The organism is Yersinia sp. 2545 StPb PI (assembly GCF_052217125.1).
Lineage (GTDB): Bacteria > Pseudomonadota > Gammaproteobacteria > Enterobacterales > Enterobacteriaceae > Yersinia > Yersinia enterocolitica_E.
The window spans coordinates 2772917-2787652 of sequence record NZ_JAZGPY010000001.1; the positions used below are offsets into that span (position 1 = coordinate 2772917).

A 14736-nucleotide genomic window follows, 5' to 3' on the forward strand; every position below is an offset into this window, starting at 1 on the left:
GCTATACCAACGTAACTGTTATGTTGGCGGCGTCGAGTGTGGGTCGCTGGTCTATTCCTATGGTTGCAGACGTCGAAAGTCCAGGCGATACAGTGCCAAGCAATACTGATTGTATATTTACGTTATTACTTACAGACGCTATTCCGGAGTAATAACGTGAAGCATAAATAGTTGCTCCGATCCTTGCCCGTGACCCACCATCGGCACCGTTAAAAGCATTGATAATTGTATTTTGTATCAACACGATAATATTCGAAGGTAATGCAGAGTTATTGGCGATTTGAATATCGAAGTAAATCGGTATCGCTGTAGGGGTTACCCACTTAACCAGATATTGAGGTCGAGGAGGGATATAATTCATATCCTCAATGGTGTAAGAGGTATCCCCATTGTAACTACAGCCAAGAGATTTTTTATTCCATATCGCGGCCGCAATATCAGCCGAATCACCGCCGGCACAAGCAACATAAACAGAGTGAGCTATAACCGAGTAATTAGTTGACCCAACATTAACAGCAGCCCCAGTTGGATTATCAATAACGTATGCATCAATAACATCAGGAACAGCAAGTACTCTGGCAAATATTGACTGGGGTGAGTTAACAGCATTTGCGGCTACAGAGTTTCGGCGTCTGGCTTCAAAATCAGCACGACTCTCAACATCGATGCCTGGCGTTCCGGCCAGAGCATTATCGATAGTGTCCCAGCCAATCCTTGCGTTGTATATTCTTGATAATGTATTCGCTGGGCAAGCTATAGGCCCAGTAGTTGTGCACTGAAAGTCTATATCAATAAATCCAGTGTCAGGTATTTCGCCAGTAGTGATAGCAGCATACAAGAAACCACTGTTATCTTGTGCCATCGCGCCGATAGGTATGACGGTACCAACCAGCCCAGTACAACGCCCAGTAACCACAGTTCCTGATGCTGATATCCGATTCATAAAGTAAATACGGCCTATCGCATCCTGCCAGCGTCCTGATGAATAATCTGGGTTAACCTGGTTAGCCATCAATGCAATCTGATTGTTCTTATCGCCAATGATTGCAGTGTCACTCTGCGCTATCTGTCCCTGTGGCGTGCTAAGTTGCTGATTGACTCCGCCGCCGAACGCCGTATTGATATCAGCCATTCTTCCCGCGAGGATAGCTGTCTCGTCTGGAAGCGTCAGTCCATTATCAGTAAAGACAATGGCCGGTACATTCGTAGTCATGTGAATTCCTTAAAATGAGACCAGCGATACCACGCCATCGCTATCTGTGATTTGCACCTGTCCGGTTAGTTCTCTGTTTTTGAAGCTGACTACCACGCATTCGGCAGAGACGACATTCGGAACTGACATCGCCGCAGATACTAAATGTGATTTAACCAATGATATTGGAGGCCACTCTCCGAGTATCTGCTGCCAGTAAGGCACCCCCTGAGACGTGTCATACCAGCACTCACCGATGAATGTTTTGATAGCGCTGGCGACGTCCTGAGCGATTGAGTAAGGCAAGCTAGCCATGGAAATGTCGCCGTTTGCATCAAGAACTAAATCCCATGCAGTGCGATCTAGAAGCAGAGTGTTTTGCATTGATTCTCCACAAAATTGCTATTTCGAAGTGCGGTGGTGAAAGGTTGAACTAATGTTTAATCCCTACATCTGAAGAGGATTTTTTATGGAAATCAAAATTGCCTGCCCGGATTGCGGTAGTGAGCGCATCAAAGCTAAATCCGAAATCCACTCGCTGGACGATCTGGTTGATGCCAGTTGTCTTGACTGTGGAAGGTCCATCGATAAAGACGATGTTATTACTCAAGCTCGTAAGTTGGCTATCGATTCCTTCAGGAACTCCCTCGGGAAATCGTGATTTAATCAAGTCTGTTAACTGCTTAATTTTCACATCAAGCAAGGTGGTGTCTAAGGATAGAGTCACCACCATGTCGCTAGTTTTCATTGATTCTCCGGAATTTAGGTAATAAAAAACCCACGGTTAAGTGGGTTGTTCGGTATGGGCAGGAACTACTTCAAGAGACTATTACTTGCGAAAGCAGTCGGATAGTTAGTCTTTTTTTGCCGCTTCTATAATTAGCACGCAGTCATCTTTTTTTAACTCGTTTATAGCTGCTAATTCTTCATCAAGGCAGACCATACTTAGCGTTCGAACCCCAAGCCTTGCGTAATCATAGCCGCGCTCTTTAAGTTGGATATTAATACCTCTAACTAATTTTTCTGGCGGGGTATCTTCCATCTGTAATTGCTGCCCAGCATGCATTTGGGCCTGGCCTGTGATTGCTTGCTTTGTGAAGATGTTTTTTTCAAGGCTGGGATTGTCCGCAAAGAAATCATTTAGCGATTCTCCTTCGGCCAAGACACTAAATGAAGTTACTGAAAAAACAAATAAAAAAATAATTCTATTTACACTAACCATGAACATCCCTATTTCAAGAGTGAATTTTTACCACTGTATTTATCAAAATTTGAAACACAATGTCGATAAAATACATCGTAATTATATTGAGGATTAGCGAACGGTGCTTCTGGATCGGCGTATACAGAATCCAGCAACTTACTAACCCACTTAGCCGTTCGATCATAATAGAATTGCTTAGGAGTTATCTTCGACATAATCTGAACTTCAGCATCTTTCCTTGTGAAATCAGAATTTATTAGTTGGATGGCTGTTTTTAGTATCCCAGCACGCTGCATGCACTCGCCCATCGCGTTCATGTCAGCGATGCTTGAAAATGACATGATAGATAACAGCATACCAATAATAATATTTCTCATTTTTATGTCACTCTTGGAGTAAATCAAACATGCCATCATTCTATCATTAAACCGGCAATCCTGTATCTCCATTACCTACCTGAACGCCACTATGCTTATGTGTTGATAAGTTAATTCCATTACCTTTTATCTCGCCAATAGCTGTAATCGTTCCACCAAAAGTCGCATCACCTGCGTTACTTCCCTCGCCTTGAGAAACATTCCCATTAAGGGTGATCGTTGGGGAATTAACGGTAAATGAAGTGGCGGCATTATGTTCAATTTCAGGAGCGATAATTGTAATTTTATTCGGGGATACTATTTCAATGCCACCTGAAAAGTATCGCAAAAACTGAGTTGGGATTCCATTTAGAATACCGCCCATATAGAAGGCATCCGAAGCGTGAAATTTCCTTCCCGATCCCGGAGGGGATGTTTTCCTTGAAGATTTTACTGCTGAGATATCCCTATTGGCGAACATAGCTATTCCAATATCACCAACCTTTGGGTCAATGATGATCGCATCATTTCCACCTTGCAGCCTCATGTATGGAACCTCATAGATATCACTATGATCGATAACTCTGCCATTACTATCTGTCATGGTAACCATTGGCTGGATGGTTACTTTGCCAACTGGTGATACACCACCATCATTTGATGACTCTTTGACCACAACTATGGTTGATGTCCATATCTTATTCATGAACTGACTAATGAAAAACTCTAAGGAATTTGGGTCTGAAGATGAAGATAACGGAGTGCTTTGGATTGCGGATGACATGATTAAAATTCCCCACCAGAAGAGGTGCTAGTTAATGTAGACATCGTGAACCATGGGCCTCCTGGTATTTCACTCGATATCAAATGGCTTACTGCTTGGATGTAAAGATCTCCATTGGCTCGAGGTGAGGCACTAAGCAATCTAAGTCGCCTTCCACGAACAATATCAGGAGTAAATATCGCAGTTATTGAGTATCCATACCCAAGATAGGTAGGATAACCAACAAGCCCCTCTGATGGTGATAGATGCACCATTTGGTTATCTTTAACACCACCAGTCGGCCATATGGAGACAATGCGATTTTCAATCGATAAATCAATCCCAGCAGCTCTCGCAATATCTCTTATTTGCTCAACTGGAGATCCCCAAGAATAATGATTCGATAATGATGTATTCACTCCATTATTTGTAAATCCGAAGTCTATAGATTTGGCTATAGATTCAATCATAGATGCAACATTAGTGCTTCCTTGTGAGCTATTTGAAGCGGCCGGCAGGATTTGCTCAACAAATCCGCTTTTGGCCTGAATAACCAATGGAACGTTTGGCGCTTCATTGTAATCAATCAGACCGTTAAAAATTGTTCCCTGGAAAACTTGCGACATTCCGCTTGCTTCATCCCCGGCTGTCATTGTTACCGCAATGTTTTTAATCACTCCGTAGACTTGTGCATACGTGCAGCATTTATTCATATCTGATTCTTTCATGCCATAGATCTTGGCATACAGGGTACTTCCTGATACTCCGCCAGCATTGTCTATTTGGGCCTCAACCCTTAACCCCGAAATTGTAAGGCTGTCATTGCCGTCACCGAAATCATCTTCACTCAGGGTGAAATTGACTGTTATCTTTCGCTTTTGATAACTCATAAATCAGCAGCCTCCAGATAGTAAAATACAAAGCGGCTGCCAAGGCCGGTATATACGGGTTCATCAGCACCCGAAGTATCAGAAAATACAAGGTCACCAACGAATCCAAGATAGGTAAGTCTAACTATTCTGACTCGGTCTCGGCATACAACGGATGAAAGAATGGTTTCTGTACCTACCATTAGAGTGCAATACATGATGCCGCTTTTCTGACTCAGCGATATTGTGCAACTTTGCCCAGCCAGAATTACATTGAGTGTTTGGGATGGAACGGCAGCAACTGGAATAACTAACATTAGAATATTTCCTCAGCAGTTTGGGGGGCTGCTGAGAATTGCTCCGCAGTCGGCTTATTGGCATAAACTTGCCCCTGATTTACCGGGTTAGCAGCACTATCACTTTTTACTGATTTGTATTGAGCATCACCAGTAACTCGAACTTCGTTAAACCTTGCTTCGACGATCAGCAAGGTCACCCCGTTCTCATTGGTTCGACGATAGTCATATCCAACCAAATCAACATTGTTGTAAACATAATCAGGGGTAACTATGTTGTAGAGGTCGAGCGAAGCTTGCATTTCATCCAGCCGCGCAAGGAAGGACTCCCTTGTCATTCTCGCCGCTGACAAATTGCCGCTACATGCCATTTTCATACGAATATCAAAGGGGGTCGCAACCTTGTTAAATGAAGCAAACCCTCCCGCCTCAATCGGGTAGTCTAATATTCTCGACTCCCCTTTATATTCGATATCAAGTACAGAATCAGGAAGTATTACTTGGCTACCATCTTGTGCGTAAATCCCCCACTTGGGGGTGATTACCGAGTCCAGAATTGACAGTATATCGCCACTGTATATGGCGCTCATGATGGCGTCCTGATCAATACTCAGACCAGAACGAGCCACATTAGGGACACCAAGAACATTAGGGACATTTGGAAAGTTAATTAATGGCATTAGCTAAATCCCCCATTGGCAGCAGCAACCAAGCCATTACGACGAATTTGACCACCAAGATCTCTAGCAATGCCTGTGGCGTCTGTTGCCTGAGTCAGTACGTCAATTTTACCAATGCTTATCTCAGTGCTTGTGGTGCTAGATGTCTGATTATTATTGGTGTTGTTAGCAAAACGTTGAGCGCCAACCTGCGCTCCCATAGGCATCCCACTTAAAACTTTCGGGATGTAATTGAGAGTTTCTAATGGTGCGTTTCCAAGCCCTTTTTTCTGTACATTCCCAATACCCCAGTTGTAAGCGCCTAAAGCTTTGCTTAAGTCCCCTCCAGTGGCTTTGAGTAACTGGCTTAGATATTTAGCTGCTGCATTCGCTGATTTTTCCGGGTCATATACATCATTACCTTTAAGACCCATATCCCTGGCTGTCGGATCCATGAACTGGAATAATCCTTTAGCACCAGCACCAGAAATTGCATATTGGTTGCCACCTGATTCAGTGGTCGCCACGCTTCTAAGCAATCCTGTAGGCAACCCATATTGCGCTTCAAGTTTCCCAAACTGACCGCTCATCCAGTCAAGCAAAGCCTTACCTTTACCTGTGGCCTTTGCCGCCTGAGCGTGCTGCACAGGCTCACCCTCTGGATATGGTGTGTTTGGATTGTTCACGGCCCAATTTCTCCGCTTCAATCTCTCAAGTTCACTCATTTCGGCGCTATGACCTTGGATTTGGTCGTATTCGCGGCCTTCACTAAGCGCCTTGATTCTTTCTATTACCTCGTTACCGGCAATGGCGGCTACATACCCCCCCGCTACAGTCACTAAAGCGGGTATTCCACCCAGCGCCCCAGAAACCCTACCAACAGCGCCAAGCATTCCAGAAAGCCACTTGCCAGCAACAAATAAAAGGAGCAGCTTTAATGCGTTTTCTATACCACCGACAGCTTCAACAATATTGCTAAATTCAGTTGCTGTACTGGTAAAGAACGCATTAATTTCTTCCTGATGAGAACCAACCCAAGTAGCAAACTTATCTAGAAGTATTAATAACTTATCAATATGTGGGATCAGTGCAGTGAATAGCTTTTCTCTCACACTTTGGAAGGTTTGATCTATCTTGGCCCATTGCTCTTGGAATCGCTTTGATCTCTCGACCGCCGCATCAGTAACGCCAGAATTTTTGTACATGTCTTGGTAAAGTTTTTGTACCTTTTCAGGACCCTCCATGAGCATATTGACGGTTGCTGAGTCCATCCCCAACCCCATCCCAAACTGTCTTGCGGCACCAATTGAAAGCTTTTTATCTTTGAATTTTTGAGCAACTTCCACATAGATATCGCCAACGCCTTTCATCTTACCTTGGGCGTCTTTCGCTGATATCCCAAGTGACCCTAGTGTTGCAATTGCTTGCTCTCCGCCTTTACCCATGGAGAAAGCATGAATGCTATCGCTTAGGGACTGCATTGAACCCGTCAACCCCTCAGCAGTTCCACCAGTAGCCTGAGCCACATGTTGCCAGGCATCTAACTGTCGGGCTGACATGTTTAAGGGTGCTGCTGAGCGACCTAACGTAGCCATGCTGTTAGCTGTACCGATGATCAGGTCTTTAAATCCCTTAATGGAAAGGGATATCCCGACCAGTGCTAACAACTCATTTCTGATACTGCTAAAGAATGCACCAGCTTTTTTACCCTGCTCTTGCATCACCTTGGCTGTATCGGTTGAGTCAGATTTAACCTTTTTAAGCCCTTCCTGAGTTTGCTTTTGCCCCTTTTCAAAATCAGAGCTATCCAGCCCAAGTTTGACGACGAGAGCATCGATAATAGTTGCCATCTTTATTCCTTGGGCTGGTTCATGATTCTGGCGTTATGGTTATCAACCGTAATAACCTCCAGCATCATCCATAGGTCAGCCACACCATAAACGGTGTCCAACTCATGAAGGGATGCTTTCCCGGCTGAAATTACGGTTGCTATCGGGGCGGGGACGTTGAGGTATTCGACTAGGCCGCTTGGCATGTCCCCTATGAATTGGGGGCCGAAGTCAATTGCGCGGCGGCCATTAAAAAATCCGCATGCAAATCAAATACAGCTTTACGCAACTTAACGCGGGTGGTGATTTCTTCAATATCATCTTCTACCAGGTCCCGAGAAAACTCTTTATTCGCTGGGTTGGGGATTATTTGAATGCACTTGAACATTTCACCCAGAAGAAGTTCGGCAGTCTCAAATGGTAATTTCATGACCATATTCAGCCCGAAAGTAGCAATTGCCGAGAAACCCATTTTCTCGATACCTTCTGGAATATTAATCCCCTCACGGCCAATAGCCAGTAGTGCTCTCGCAGCCCATAACTCAGCCTGAGAAGCTGACATTTCAGTCAGGACAAATACCTTACCTTTGTCGCGTCCTTCGTCCTTAACCTCGTACATCGCCTTTTTACGCGCCATTAGATTGTCTCTCCTGTCACTCTTTCCCAACGAATAACGAAAGGTGTTGGCTGAAGTGTTTTCTTCACGTCTGGGATTGTTTTCGCACTCACCAAATAACCCTTGGTCAGCGTGTACTTGCGCCCCAAAGCTGGTAGTTGAATGGTTGCATTGCAGGTTAATGTTTCACGCATGGCCTTCATTGCAGTAACCCACGTTTCAAAAATAACCAGAGACGGAGAGTCAGGCATGATGGTGATAGTCTGGTTGGTTGGGTTAAATACGAAGCCACCAGACAGCTTGCCGTCTATGCCCATGACGGTCTCTGTGATATCCAAAGCATCAGTGGAAAAGGCGTCGTCGGCGCTATATCCCTCAAGAATTTGAGGGGTAACATACAAATTGGTGATCGCTAACGAAAATACGGAGTTAGCAGCAGTAATTGTTGACATAGTTAGCGCTCCGCTATTGGATTTCGATAGATGCGAGGGTCAGTTTCTGGATGGCACCGCCATCAGCGTAATAAAGCGTCATGCTTGGACTGGTTCGCGCCGAACGGATTTGCGCCGTTGCTGGGACAATTTGCAAGTAATAACCTTTCGCGATAATTGCCTGCGACACATCAGAGCCGATAGCAAACTGAATCTGCGCAATCTGAGTCTCTGACAGCGTGGTTCCGGTACGAATAGCACCGAAGTTGATGGCCGCATTCAGAGGGTCAAGACATGCCGTTTCAACCAGTGCATAACCAGGGTTGTTATAAGGAATAGAGCCAACGCTTAGTAACAGATTTAGCATCGCTGATTGCAGGCTAGCATTAAGCTGAATCTGGTTTACGTAAGCATCCATCCATTTGAATGAGCCACTTACTGAGCCGGGATAGAAGAAATTCCACTCATCAGAGGATGTTGCATAGCGACCGTAGAAGTTATAACCATTAGCAATCAGGTTGGTTGCTTCTGTTTCATCAGTTGTTGATGGCAGCAATCCTCCTTGACGCTTGAATGCGTAGGTAATGCGCCCATTGGTCCTGGTGAAATCAATCGCTGCTGTAACACCAAGTACAAATGCTGCATGCGTTAAGTCGCCGTACACCATGCAACTGCCTTCATACTCAGCTTGTTTGACAGCGTAGGCCCATGTGTTAGTGCTATCGGCAACAATGGCGTTAGCGTCAGTGTCGAAGCCTATATATGCATATCGCTTATTGGTGCTATTGGTCCATTGTGAGAATGCTAGTTTGCTTTCCAGTTCAGGTTCGAATGCCGTAGTGAAAGCACCGAAGTTTTGAGTGCGCAATACCAGATTAGTCATAAACTCAACTGGATTGGTTTGATCTGCGCCCTGTGAGGTTACTGCGCTAGTTGCGTTGGTTAGCTTCAACCCAGCTGAAAGTGTGCCAGTGGCATAACCGATTGTTGATGCAGCACCAGAGGTGGTTGACTTAATCGTGAATGCTGACTGAATAGAGTCAAATGTTACCGGCAGACTTAACGCCGTTGCTAAAATGGTAGCAGCAGAACTAAAGCTCGTTGCCGCTGCTAGGCTGATACTTGCCGCGGTGACTGGAGTGCCATCCACTGAGATGGTCAGCGATCCGGTAAGTAACTTCAACTCATCCAGCTTCATTGCAGCAAGGGACCCACTACGAAGATAAGCAGATACATCGGCTGATGGGTATTGAGTTAAGTTAAGAAGACCAGGCATCTTGGTGGCATTCAAGTAACCACCAAAATAAATACCGGACATTTCCGCCTCAGTTGAGGTCGCGCCAAAATATTTAGATACAGCATCAGCGCTGGAAAACTGTAGTGTTGAACCGATGGGGATTGCGGTATTAGTGGTTAGGATCAGTCCGTTTAAATCAACAGCAGACCCGCCGGCAGATAAAACACCGGGATTAACTTGTACGATCTTCTTAGCTGGGATTGTCATTACATTAAGCTCCCGGTGGGTATTTAGCGTCGATTTCGACTAACCCGATGTTGAGTTCGTCAGCGAATTCCATTGGGGTGGTAATCACTGGATTGAATTGGAAATGTGCATCCATGGTCCAACGGCTTTCATACTGCTGCTCACCGTTAATCATTGTTGTGTTGTGGGGTTCATCCGCATACAGGGGCTGCATCTCAATGCCTGATGCTTTAAGTTTTTCGCACGCATAATCACTGCGCATCATGGTTGATATAATGTTGGCGTTGTCGTGAGCGGAATCTCCGTAGAAATCTAATTGACATCGCCATTTTGCTGAACGGATATCGCTGGAAGTCCCTCCAACTGGATTGCCGGTGTCGTGATATGTTTTTCTATTGGTTGATAATCGTGTGATGCCAAGTGATGTCATGGTGCAAAACTCACCCAGCGGGGTAGATACCAAGTTTTCTTGTGAGACAACAATCTCACCACTAATCAGGGACAACAAAAAACCGCGCAAGGCGGTTGTTAAATCATCTTCTGTGACATCGACTGAAGCACTCATGTTGTCACCTGTAATTTGACTGCCAATCGACACCAGTCCGGCCACTCTTCAAGCACCTGAACAGTTAGCCATGCCTCACCAGTACTATTAATTACGAGCAAGTCCCCCCCTTTTTGTTTAAGCCTATTGACCCCCTCAAAGCTCCCATTTACATGTACTGACTTCATATATCCCTGGATATTCAATCCATCGATATGCTTTAAATCATCTGAGGTAATTGGCTGTATTTGAGCGGTAACATCAATTGGAGATAAATAGGAGGCCTCACGTTTTCCGCTGGGGAGTGTGATGTATCCACTACTTATTTTTATTTGAGCGGCAACGTTTGGGTTAACCGACCCAATAGCTCCTGAAACTATGCCGTGTAGGTTCATTCGCTTACCTCATAATCAACACTGTTAAGCATGTGACCGGTATCAATAAGGGGGTTTGTCCCGGCCTTTTTCCTTAGCGTTGATGCCGCGTTTGGGGGTGAATCCAGCTTAATAATGGACTCCTTTAACTGCCCCTGAATGCGCTCACCCATTAACCCAAGAGCCTTTTTGGTGTCATAACCAGATGACACTAAAATCTTACCCATCTCAGCACCCCAACCAGGAGCCTTTTCAATAAGCATATTTCTGAAGTATGGCCTTGGAGGAATAGTGATTGTGTGGGCTGGGATTGTTACCGTCTGCACAAAATTACCCTTTCCTTTTTTGGTAAATTTTCGACCAACTTCACCAGTGCGCGAGTTTTGATTAAACTCCAGATCTTGCGTTCTCTCTGGGATATCAATGGAACCACCAAACTCGTTTACTGCTGCGACCATTGGAACGGAAGTACCATCTGGATAAGTAGAACCTTCCAAAAACCCCACCTTAAGCTCATCGCCTTTTGAGAGGTTTTTTGCTAGTTCCTCAAGGTATTTTTGTAATTTGTCGCCACCAGTCACCTCGCTCACCTGATCCCCCTACCATTTCTAAAGTAATGATTCGGCCAATTTGACGGTGATGAACCGGGAACGTACCTGAACGAACGGAATGGAGCGGTAGCTTGCCAGTAAGCTGCACCGTATTTTGTTTGCATGAACCACACGGCGGCAGCCGACACAGTACCCATGTCTGCATGAACACTCACAGATCCTTCACTCGCACTGTCAATGCGGCCCACTAATGGGTTAGCGACCTGACCATTGACGATTAGATTGAGTTGGGCGATGTGAGCGACAAGCATGTTAAGCAGCATTGCACGCTGACTAACATCGGTGACTGGACTTGCATCGGTGTTATTAAGGTAAATCGTCGCTTCGATGAAATACTGCTCAAGAAGCGCATTATCTACCGCCTGAAACTCGGGGTAACGCGCCCGAAACGCAGCAATATCGAAGCTGACGACCGCCATTATTATTTATCCTTACCTTTAACTGGCTCGATACCTGGCGCAGGCTTGTCTGGATTTAGCCCCTCAAGCCCAGTCTGAATATCCTTCTGCTCATTGGCTTGCGCTGTTGCGCTTGAGTGCTTACCTTGTGCGAAAACAAGCTGGTTTTTCACATAAGGAACATCAGCATAAACTGATAGGAAACGGTCGAATAAGTCCTTATCGACGCCCTCTGTCAGCCCGTAACCACCCGCAATGGAGGATGAGTTGGATCCGTTCAACACGACAGTCTTGCCATCGATATTGATATTCAGTCCATGTGGCAGCTTGCAGCCAACGATTACTGTTTCTGCCATGACTTAAACCCCAAGTAATTGAGCGATAGCCGTAGGACGGCGAATGATAGAACCCCAGGTGCCAGCAGATTTTTTCTGCAAGAAACTGGATAATTGGATGATTACCGGATGCGCACGCATCTTTTCAGTAAACGCTGCGTATGCTGATTTAGTGCCTTCCAATTCATCGGCGATCAGCTGAACCAGTTCGCCAGATGTCGTGGAGTATTCAACTGCAGTAACAACACGCAGATTAGGGAAGTTTTTCTTCAACTGGTCAGAAACGTTCACGTTGTACATGTTCGTTTTGGTGAAGTTAGCTTCAGATTGCGGAGACAGACCCAAAGTCATGCGTGTTTCACGGTCTACATAACCTTTATTCTGTGTAACCAGAAGGGTGTATAACGCCTGAACATCGTCATAAACTTCCTGACCGCCTTTGGTAGCCCAAGTTGTGCCTCCACTGGTTCCCGTTGCGGCAGGAGTGATTGGCGCTGACAAGTTAGGGTCGTTCAATAATCCATAGTTCTCCAACCCAGCAATGCCGAAGAAATAACTCTTATTCTGGAATTTGTTCAATACCAGAGCGGAAGCGATGTTCATGTCGGAGGCATAATTGATTTTTGCCAGGCCATACATTTCCAGCTCCAGCTCGCCCCATTGGGTTACTGTCTGGTAGTGATAGCTCTGACGAGGAACAAAGTTCACGTTTGAACTGGTTGAACCGTTGTTAGAGTAATCGCCATACGAACTAACTTTACCCGCTGATTCGACGACTGGGAACTGAGTCGTTTTCAGCGTCCAATCACCTTTTTTAGTTTCACCAATGATTTCAGCTGCTTTCATCGGCGTAACAAGCACTCGAACGAACTCAGGGTCAATCAGATTGGATAGGAAAGCCGGAATACCGGCGTTGCTCACAGTTACCAGTGATGGCTGGGCATCCATTGCTAAGTCAAATCGACTCTTGAAGTGATCCTCAACGTAACCACCCGCTGTTGGCATGACTACGCCATAATCACCGGCAAGCTTTTGCATGTCAGCGTTAAATTGTGCTCGATTCATTATTTAGCTCCAGGTGCCGATTTTGATAAGTTCGTTTGCGGCGGCAGCACTGCCAACCTTAAATGAAGTTTCGATGTAGCCAGCAATAGTTGCTCCAGCCGCACCGGTTTGGATTTGCCCGGTAGTTAGAGATGCGAATACCTTCTGGCCAACGGTTGCCACAGTTGATGACTTAGCCCAGTAATCCCCGGCGACTTGAAGCGTGACAGGCAACCCCTCAGGGATGAGCATTGATTGCTGACCTAGCCAGTCAGTGATTAGCGCTTGTCCTTCACGGTGAACGAAGCCTGAAGGAGCACCAGAACCAGCATTAGAAGCTACCCCAGCAACAGCCCATGCAAAGCGGCCAACGGTCACACCGGCTGAGCCAGCAACTAACTCACCCTCACCAGCAAGGAACGATGCATGTGGGTTGGCAGAGGCAAAATCACCCTCTACGCCAGGCGCTGGATATTGATTAATTTGTTTCTGAAATCCCATGATTAACTCCGTACCAATTTGCCAGCAGAAGGGAAGCGCTTACTGAAGTCATCAGTAGCAACCGAGTCGAGAGCGATCACCGGATTCTTTGGTGCTGCTTTCTGCGTTTTTGCCATCTCGATTAGCGCAGGGAACGCCGATGGGTGAACACCTTTGTGAGCAATATTCAGTGAGTCCAAAGCAAACTTGTAGATATCGTCTGCTGAGTCCATCGCTACTACATCACCAATCAAAGGTTTAACATCAGCTTCAGCCCGACGAATGGCATTAAAACGAGCTACGGCTTTAGCTTCTGCATCCGAACCGGCCTTGCGGATAGCTGCATCCATTGCTGTTTTCTTGTCTTCATCGTCTTTCTTCTTGTCGTCTTCCTCTTCGTCTTCAGCCGCTTTCTCTTTGGCTTCACGTTCGGCCTTTTCTTCTTCCGTTTCCTCGTCTTCAGCTTTCTTCTTGGCTGCTTCAGATTCTTCGTCTTCTGCCTTTTTATCGGCCTTGTCTTCTTTTTCGGCTTCATCTAGCGCCAGCATTGCTTTACGCACAGCGGCGTCAATATCAGCATCTTGTGCTAGCACAGGCTTTAGCGCGGAGCGGATAGCCGCCTCTTTGCGTTTACTCATTTTTAACTCCAGTGGTTGTGAATCAAAGACAACAACATCGGATCCAGCCCTTCCCGTTTCGACAAGGGCCACATGGTTCCCGATGATGTCGCGCATAACTCCGTCATATTTTTCATTTTCAAATACGCCTGGAGTCATATCTGCTCGGTAGTGATAGGAGGATGAAATCTCGTCCTGAATTTCGGTTTCAATTCCTGCAATTGCTGAGTCATCCCAAATCGTCAGGGAATTTTTTAAATATTTGCCATCGAAAGCAGCTTCAGAACCGGTAGTGCCAACGATGTTGTTTTTCTGGGGATTTGAGGCTTTTACATAAACGTGCTTATCTAAAATAGGAAGGTTGTTGAATGAGTTGGCTGCCTTTTCAAGTTCTTCAGGGTGCCTCAACAGGTAATAACGCCTGTCCGGCTCTAATCCCAAAGCTTGCGAGTTTGGTATCTCACTGCCGTAATAGGCACAAATATTCGCCTTGGTTATGGGTGATACAGCCACATGCAACCGACCATCCACGTCATACGTGCGCACGGATGCGCGATCGAACGCGAGGCGATCTGGATTCATTTTTCTATCTCGGATTTGAGGCAATAAAAAAGGCCGCCTAAGCGACCTTGATT

The 14736-nt window shown here is 45.7% G+C and carries 22 protein-coding genes; all 22 read right to left on the bottom strand.

Annotated elements, in window-relative coordinates:
• Position 1 precedes the first annotated feature (1 nt).
• The 22 genes from V1955_RS12840 to V1955_RS12945 all read right to left on the bottom strand — a co-directional run bounded on the left by V1955_RS12840 (position 2) and on the right by V1955_RS12945 (position 14683).
• Positions 2-1213 carry a baseplate J/gp47 family protein gene (locus tag V1955_RS12840; RefSeq protein WP_442820965.1) on the bottom strand — a complete coding sequence of 404 codons (1212 nt, stop codon included), beginning with the start codon at positions 1211-1213 and terminating at the stop codon, positions 2-4.
• Positions 1214-1222: 9 nt separating this feature from the next.
• Positions 1223-1576 (bottom strand): hypothetical protein, encoded by a 354-nt coding sequence (locus V1955_RS12845; RefSeq protein ID WP_442820966.1) that lies wholly within the window; start codon positions 1574-1576, stop codon positions 1223-1225.
• Positions 1577-1625: 49 nt separating this feature from the next.
• Positions 1626-1940, bottom strand: a complete 315-nt coding sequence (locus tag V1955_RS12850; RefSeq protein ID WP_442820967.1) for a hypothetical protein — start codon at positions 1938-1940, stop codon at positions 1626-1628.
• A gap of 105 nt (positions 1941-2045) precedes the next feature.
• The gene (locus tag V1955_RS12855) at positions 2046-2414 is read right to left on the bottom strand and encodes a hypothetical protein (RefSeq protein ID WP_442820968.1); all 369 of its coding nucleotides are present in this window, start codon (positions 2412-2414) and stop codon (positions 2046-2048) included.
• A gap of 8 nt (positions 2415-2422) precedes the next feature.
• Positions 2423-2773, bottom strand: a complete 351-nt coding sequence (locus V1955_RS12860; RefSeq protein WP_442820969.1) for a hypothetical protein — start codon at positions 2771-2773, stop codon at positions 2423-2425.
• Positions 2774-2819: 46 nt separating this feature from the next.
• The gene (locus tag V1955_RS12865; protein WP_442820970.1) at positions 2820-3536 is read right to left on the bottom strand and encodes a Gp138 family membrane-puncturing spike protein; all 717 of its coding nucleotides are present in this window, start codon (positions 3534-3536) and stop codon (positions 2820-2822) included.
• 2 nt (positions 3537-3538) lie between these two features.
• Positions 3539-4405 (bottom strand): baseplate hub protein, encoded by an 867-nt coding sequence (locus V1955_RS12870; RefSeq protein ID WP_442820971.1) that lies wholly within the window; start codon positions 4403-4405, stop codon positions 3539-3541.
• Entirely contained in the window at positions 4402-4701 is a 300-nt protein-coding gene (locus V1955_RS12875; RefSeq protein WP_442820972.1) for a phage baseplate plug family protein, read from the bottom strand. The genes V1955_RS12870 and V1955_RS12875 overlap by 4 nt, the downstream gene beginning before the upstream one ends.
• Positions 4701-5360, bottom strand: a complete 660-nt coding sequence (locus V1955_RS12880; RefSeq protein ID WP_442820973.1) for a phage baseplate protein — start codon at positions 5358-5360, stop codon at positions 4701-4703. Before V1955_RS12880 ends, V1955_RS12875 begins: the two co-directional genes overlap by 1 nt.
• Complete coding sequence (locus V1955_RS12885; protein ID WP_442820974.1) at positions 5360-7189, bottom strand: transglycosylase SLT domain-containing protein; 1830 nt, start codon at positions 7187-7189, stop codon at positions 5360-5362. The genes V1955_RS12880 and V1955_RS12885 overlap by 1 nt, the downstream gene beginning before the upstream one ends.
• Positions 7190-7191: 2 nt before the next feature.
• Positions 7192-7374: a transcription elongation factor GreA gene (locus V1955_RS12890; protein WP_145536910.1), complete on the bottom strand. Its 183-nt coding sequence runs from the start codon at positions 7372-7374 to the stop codon at positions 7192-7194.
• Positions 7375-7379: 5 nt separating this feature from the next.
• Positions 7380-7805, bottom strand: coding sequence for a hypothetical protein (locus V1955_RS12895; RefSeq protein WP_145568917.1), 426 nt, complete (start codon positions 7803-7805; stop codon positions 7380-7382).
• Positions 7805-8236, bottom strand: a complete 432-nt coding sequence (locus V1955_RS12900; RefSeq protein ID WP_442820975.1) for a phage tail fiber protein — start codon at positions 8234-8236, stop codon at positions 7805-7807. The genes V1955_RS12895 and V1955_RS12900 overlap by 1 nt, the downstream gene beginning before the upstream one ends.
• 13 nt (positions 8237-8249) lie before the next feature.
• Positions 8250-9719: a DUF3383 domain-containing protein gene (locus V1955_RS12905; protein WP_442820976.1), complete on the bottom strand. Its 1470-nt coding sequence runs from the start codon at positions 9717-9719 to the stop codon at positions 8250-8252.
• A 4-nt stretch (positions 9720-9723) separates the two neighbouring features.
• On the bottom strand, positions 9724-10263 hold the full coding sequence (locus tag V1955_RS12910) for a phage neck terminator protein (RefSeq protein WP_442820977.1): 540 nt from the start codon (positions 10261-10263) through the stop codon (positions 9724-9726).
• Positions 10260-10637 (bottom strand): hypothetical protein, encoded by a 378-nt coding sequence (locus V1955_RS12915; RefSeq protein WP_442820978.1) that lies wholly within the window; start codon positions 10635-10637, stop codon positions 10260-10262. Before V1955_RS12915 ends, V1955_RS12910 begins: the two co-directional genes overlap by 4 nt.
• Positions 10634-11206 carry a hypothetical protein gene (locus V1955_RS12920; RefSeq protein WP_442820979.1) on the bottom strand — a complete coding sequence of 191 codons (573 nt, stop codon included), beginning with the start codon at positions 11204-11206 and terminating at the stop codon, positions 10634-10636. The genes V1955_RS12915 and V1955_RS12920 overlap by 4 nt, the downstream gene beginning before the upstream one ends.
• A complete protein-coding gene (locus V1955_RS12925) occupies positions 11203-11646 on the bottom strand; it encodes a DUF4054 domain-containing protein (RefSeq protein WP_442820980.1) in 444 nt (147 codons plus the stop codon). Before V1955_RS12925 ends, V1955_RS12920 begins: the two co-directional genes overlap by 4 nt.
• A gap of 2 nt (positions 11647-11648) precedes the next feature.
• On the bottom strand, positions 11649-11981 hold the full coding sequence (locus V1955_RS12930; RefSeq protein ID WP_050941608.1) for a hypothetical protein: 333 nt from the start codon (positions 11979-11981) through the stop codon (positions 11649-11651).
• 3 nt (positions 11982-11984) lie between these two features.
• Positions 11985-13025 carry a DUF2184 domain-containing protein gene (locus V1955_RS12935; RefSeq protein WP_442820981.1) on the bottom strand — a complete coding sequence of 347 codons (1041 nt, stop codon included), beginning with the start codon at positions 13023-13025 and terminating at the stop codon, positions 11985-11987.
• Between the two features lie 3 nt (positions 13026-13028).
• Positions 13029-13508 carry a structural cement protein Gp24 gene (locus V1955_RS12940; RefSeq protein WP_263700952.1) on the bottom strand — a complete coding sequence of 160 codons (480 nt, stop codon included), beginning with the start codon at positions 13506-13508 and terminating at the stop codon, positions 13029-13031.
• The gene (locus V1955_RS12945) at positions 13508-14683 is read right to left on the bottom strand and encodes a DUF2213 domain-containing protein (RefSeq protein WP_442820982.1); all 1176 of its coding nucleotides are present in this window, start codon (positions 14681-14683) and stop codon (positions 13508-13510) included. The genes V1955_RS12940 and V1955_RS12945 overlap by 1 nt, the downstream gene beginning before the upstream one ends.
• Between the last annotated feature and the right edge of the window lie 53 nt (positions 14684-14736).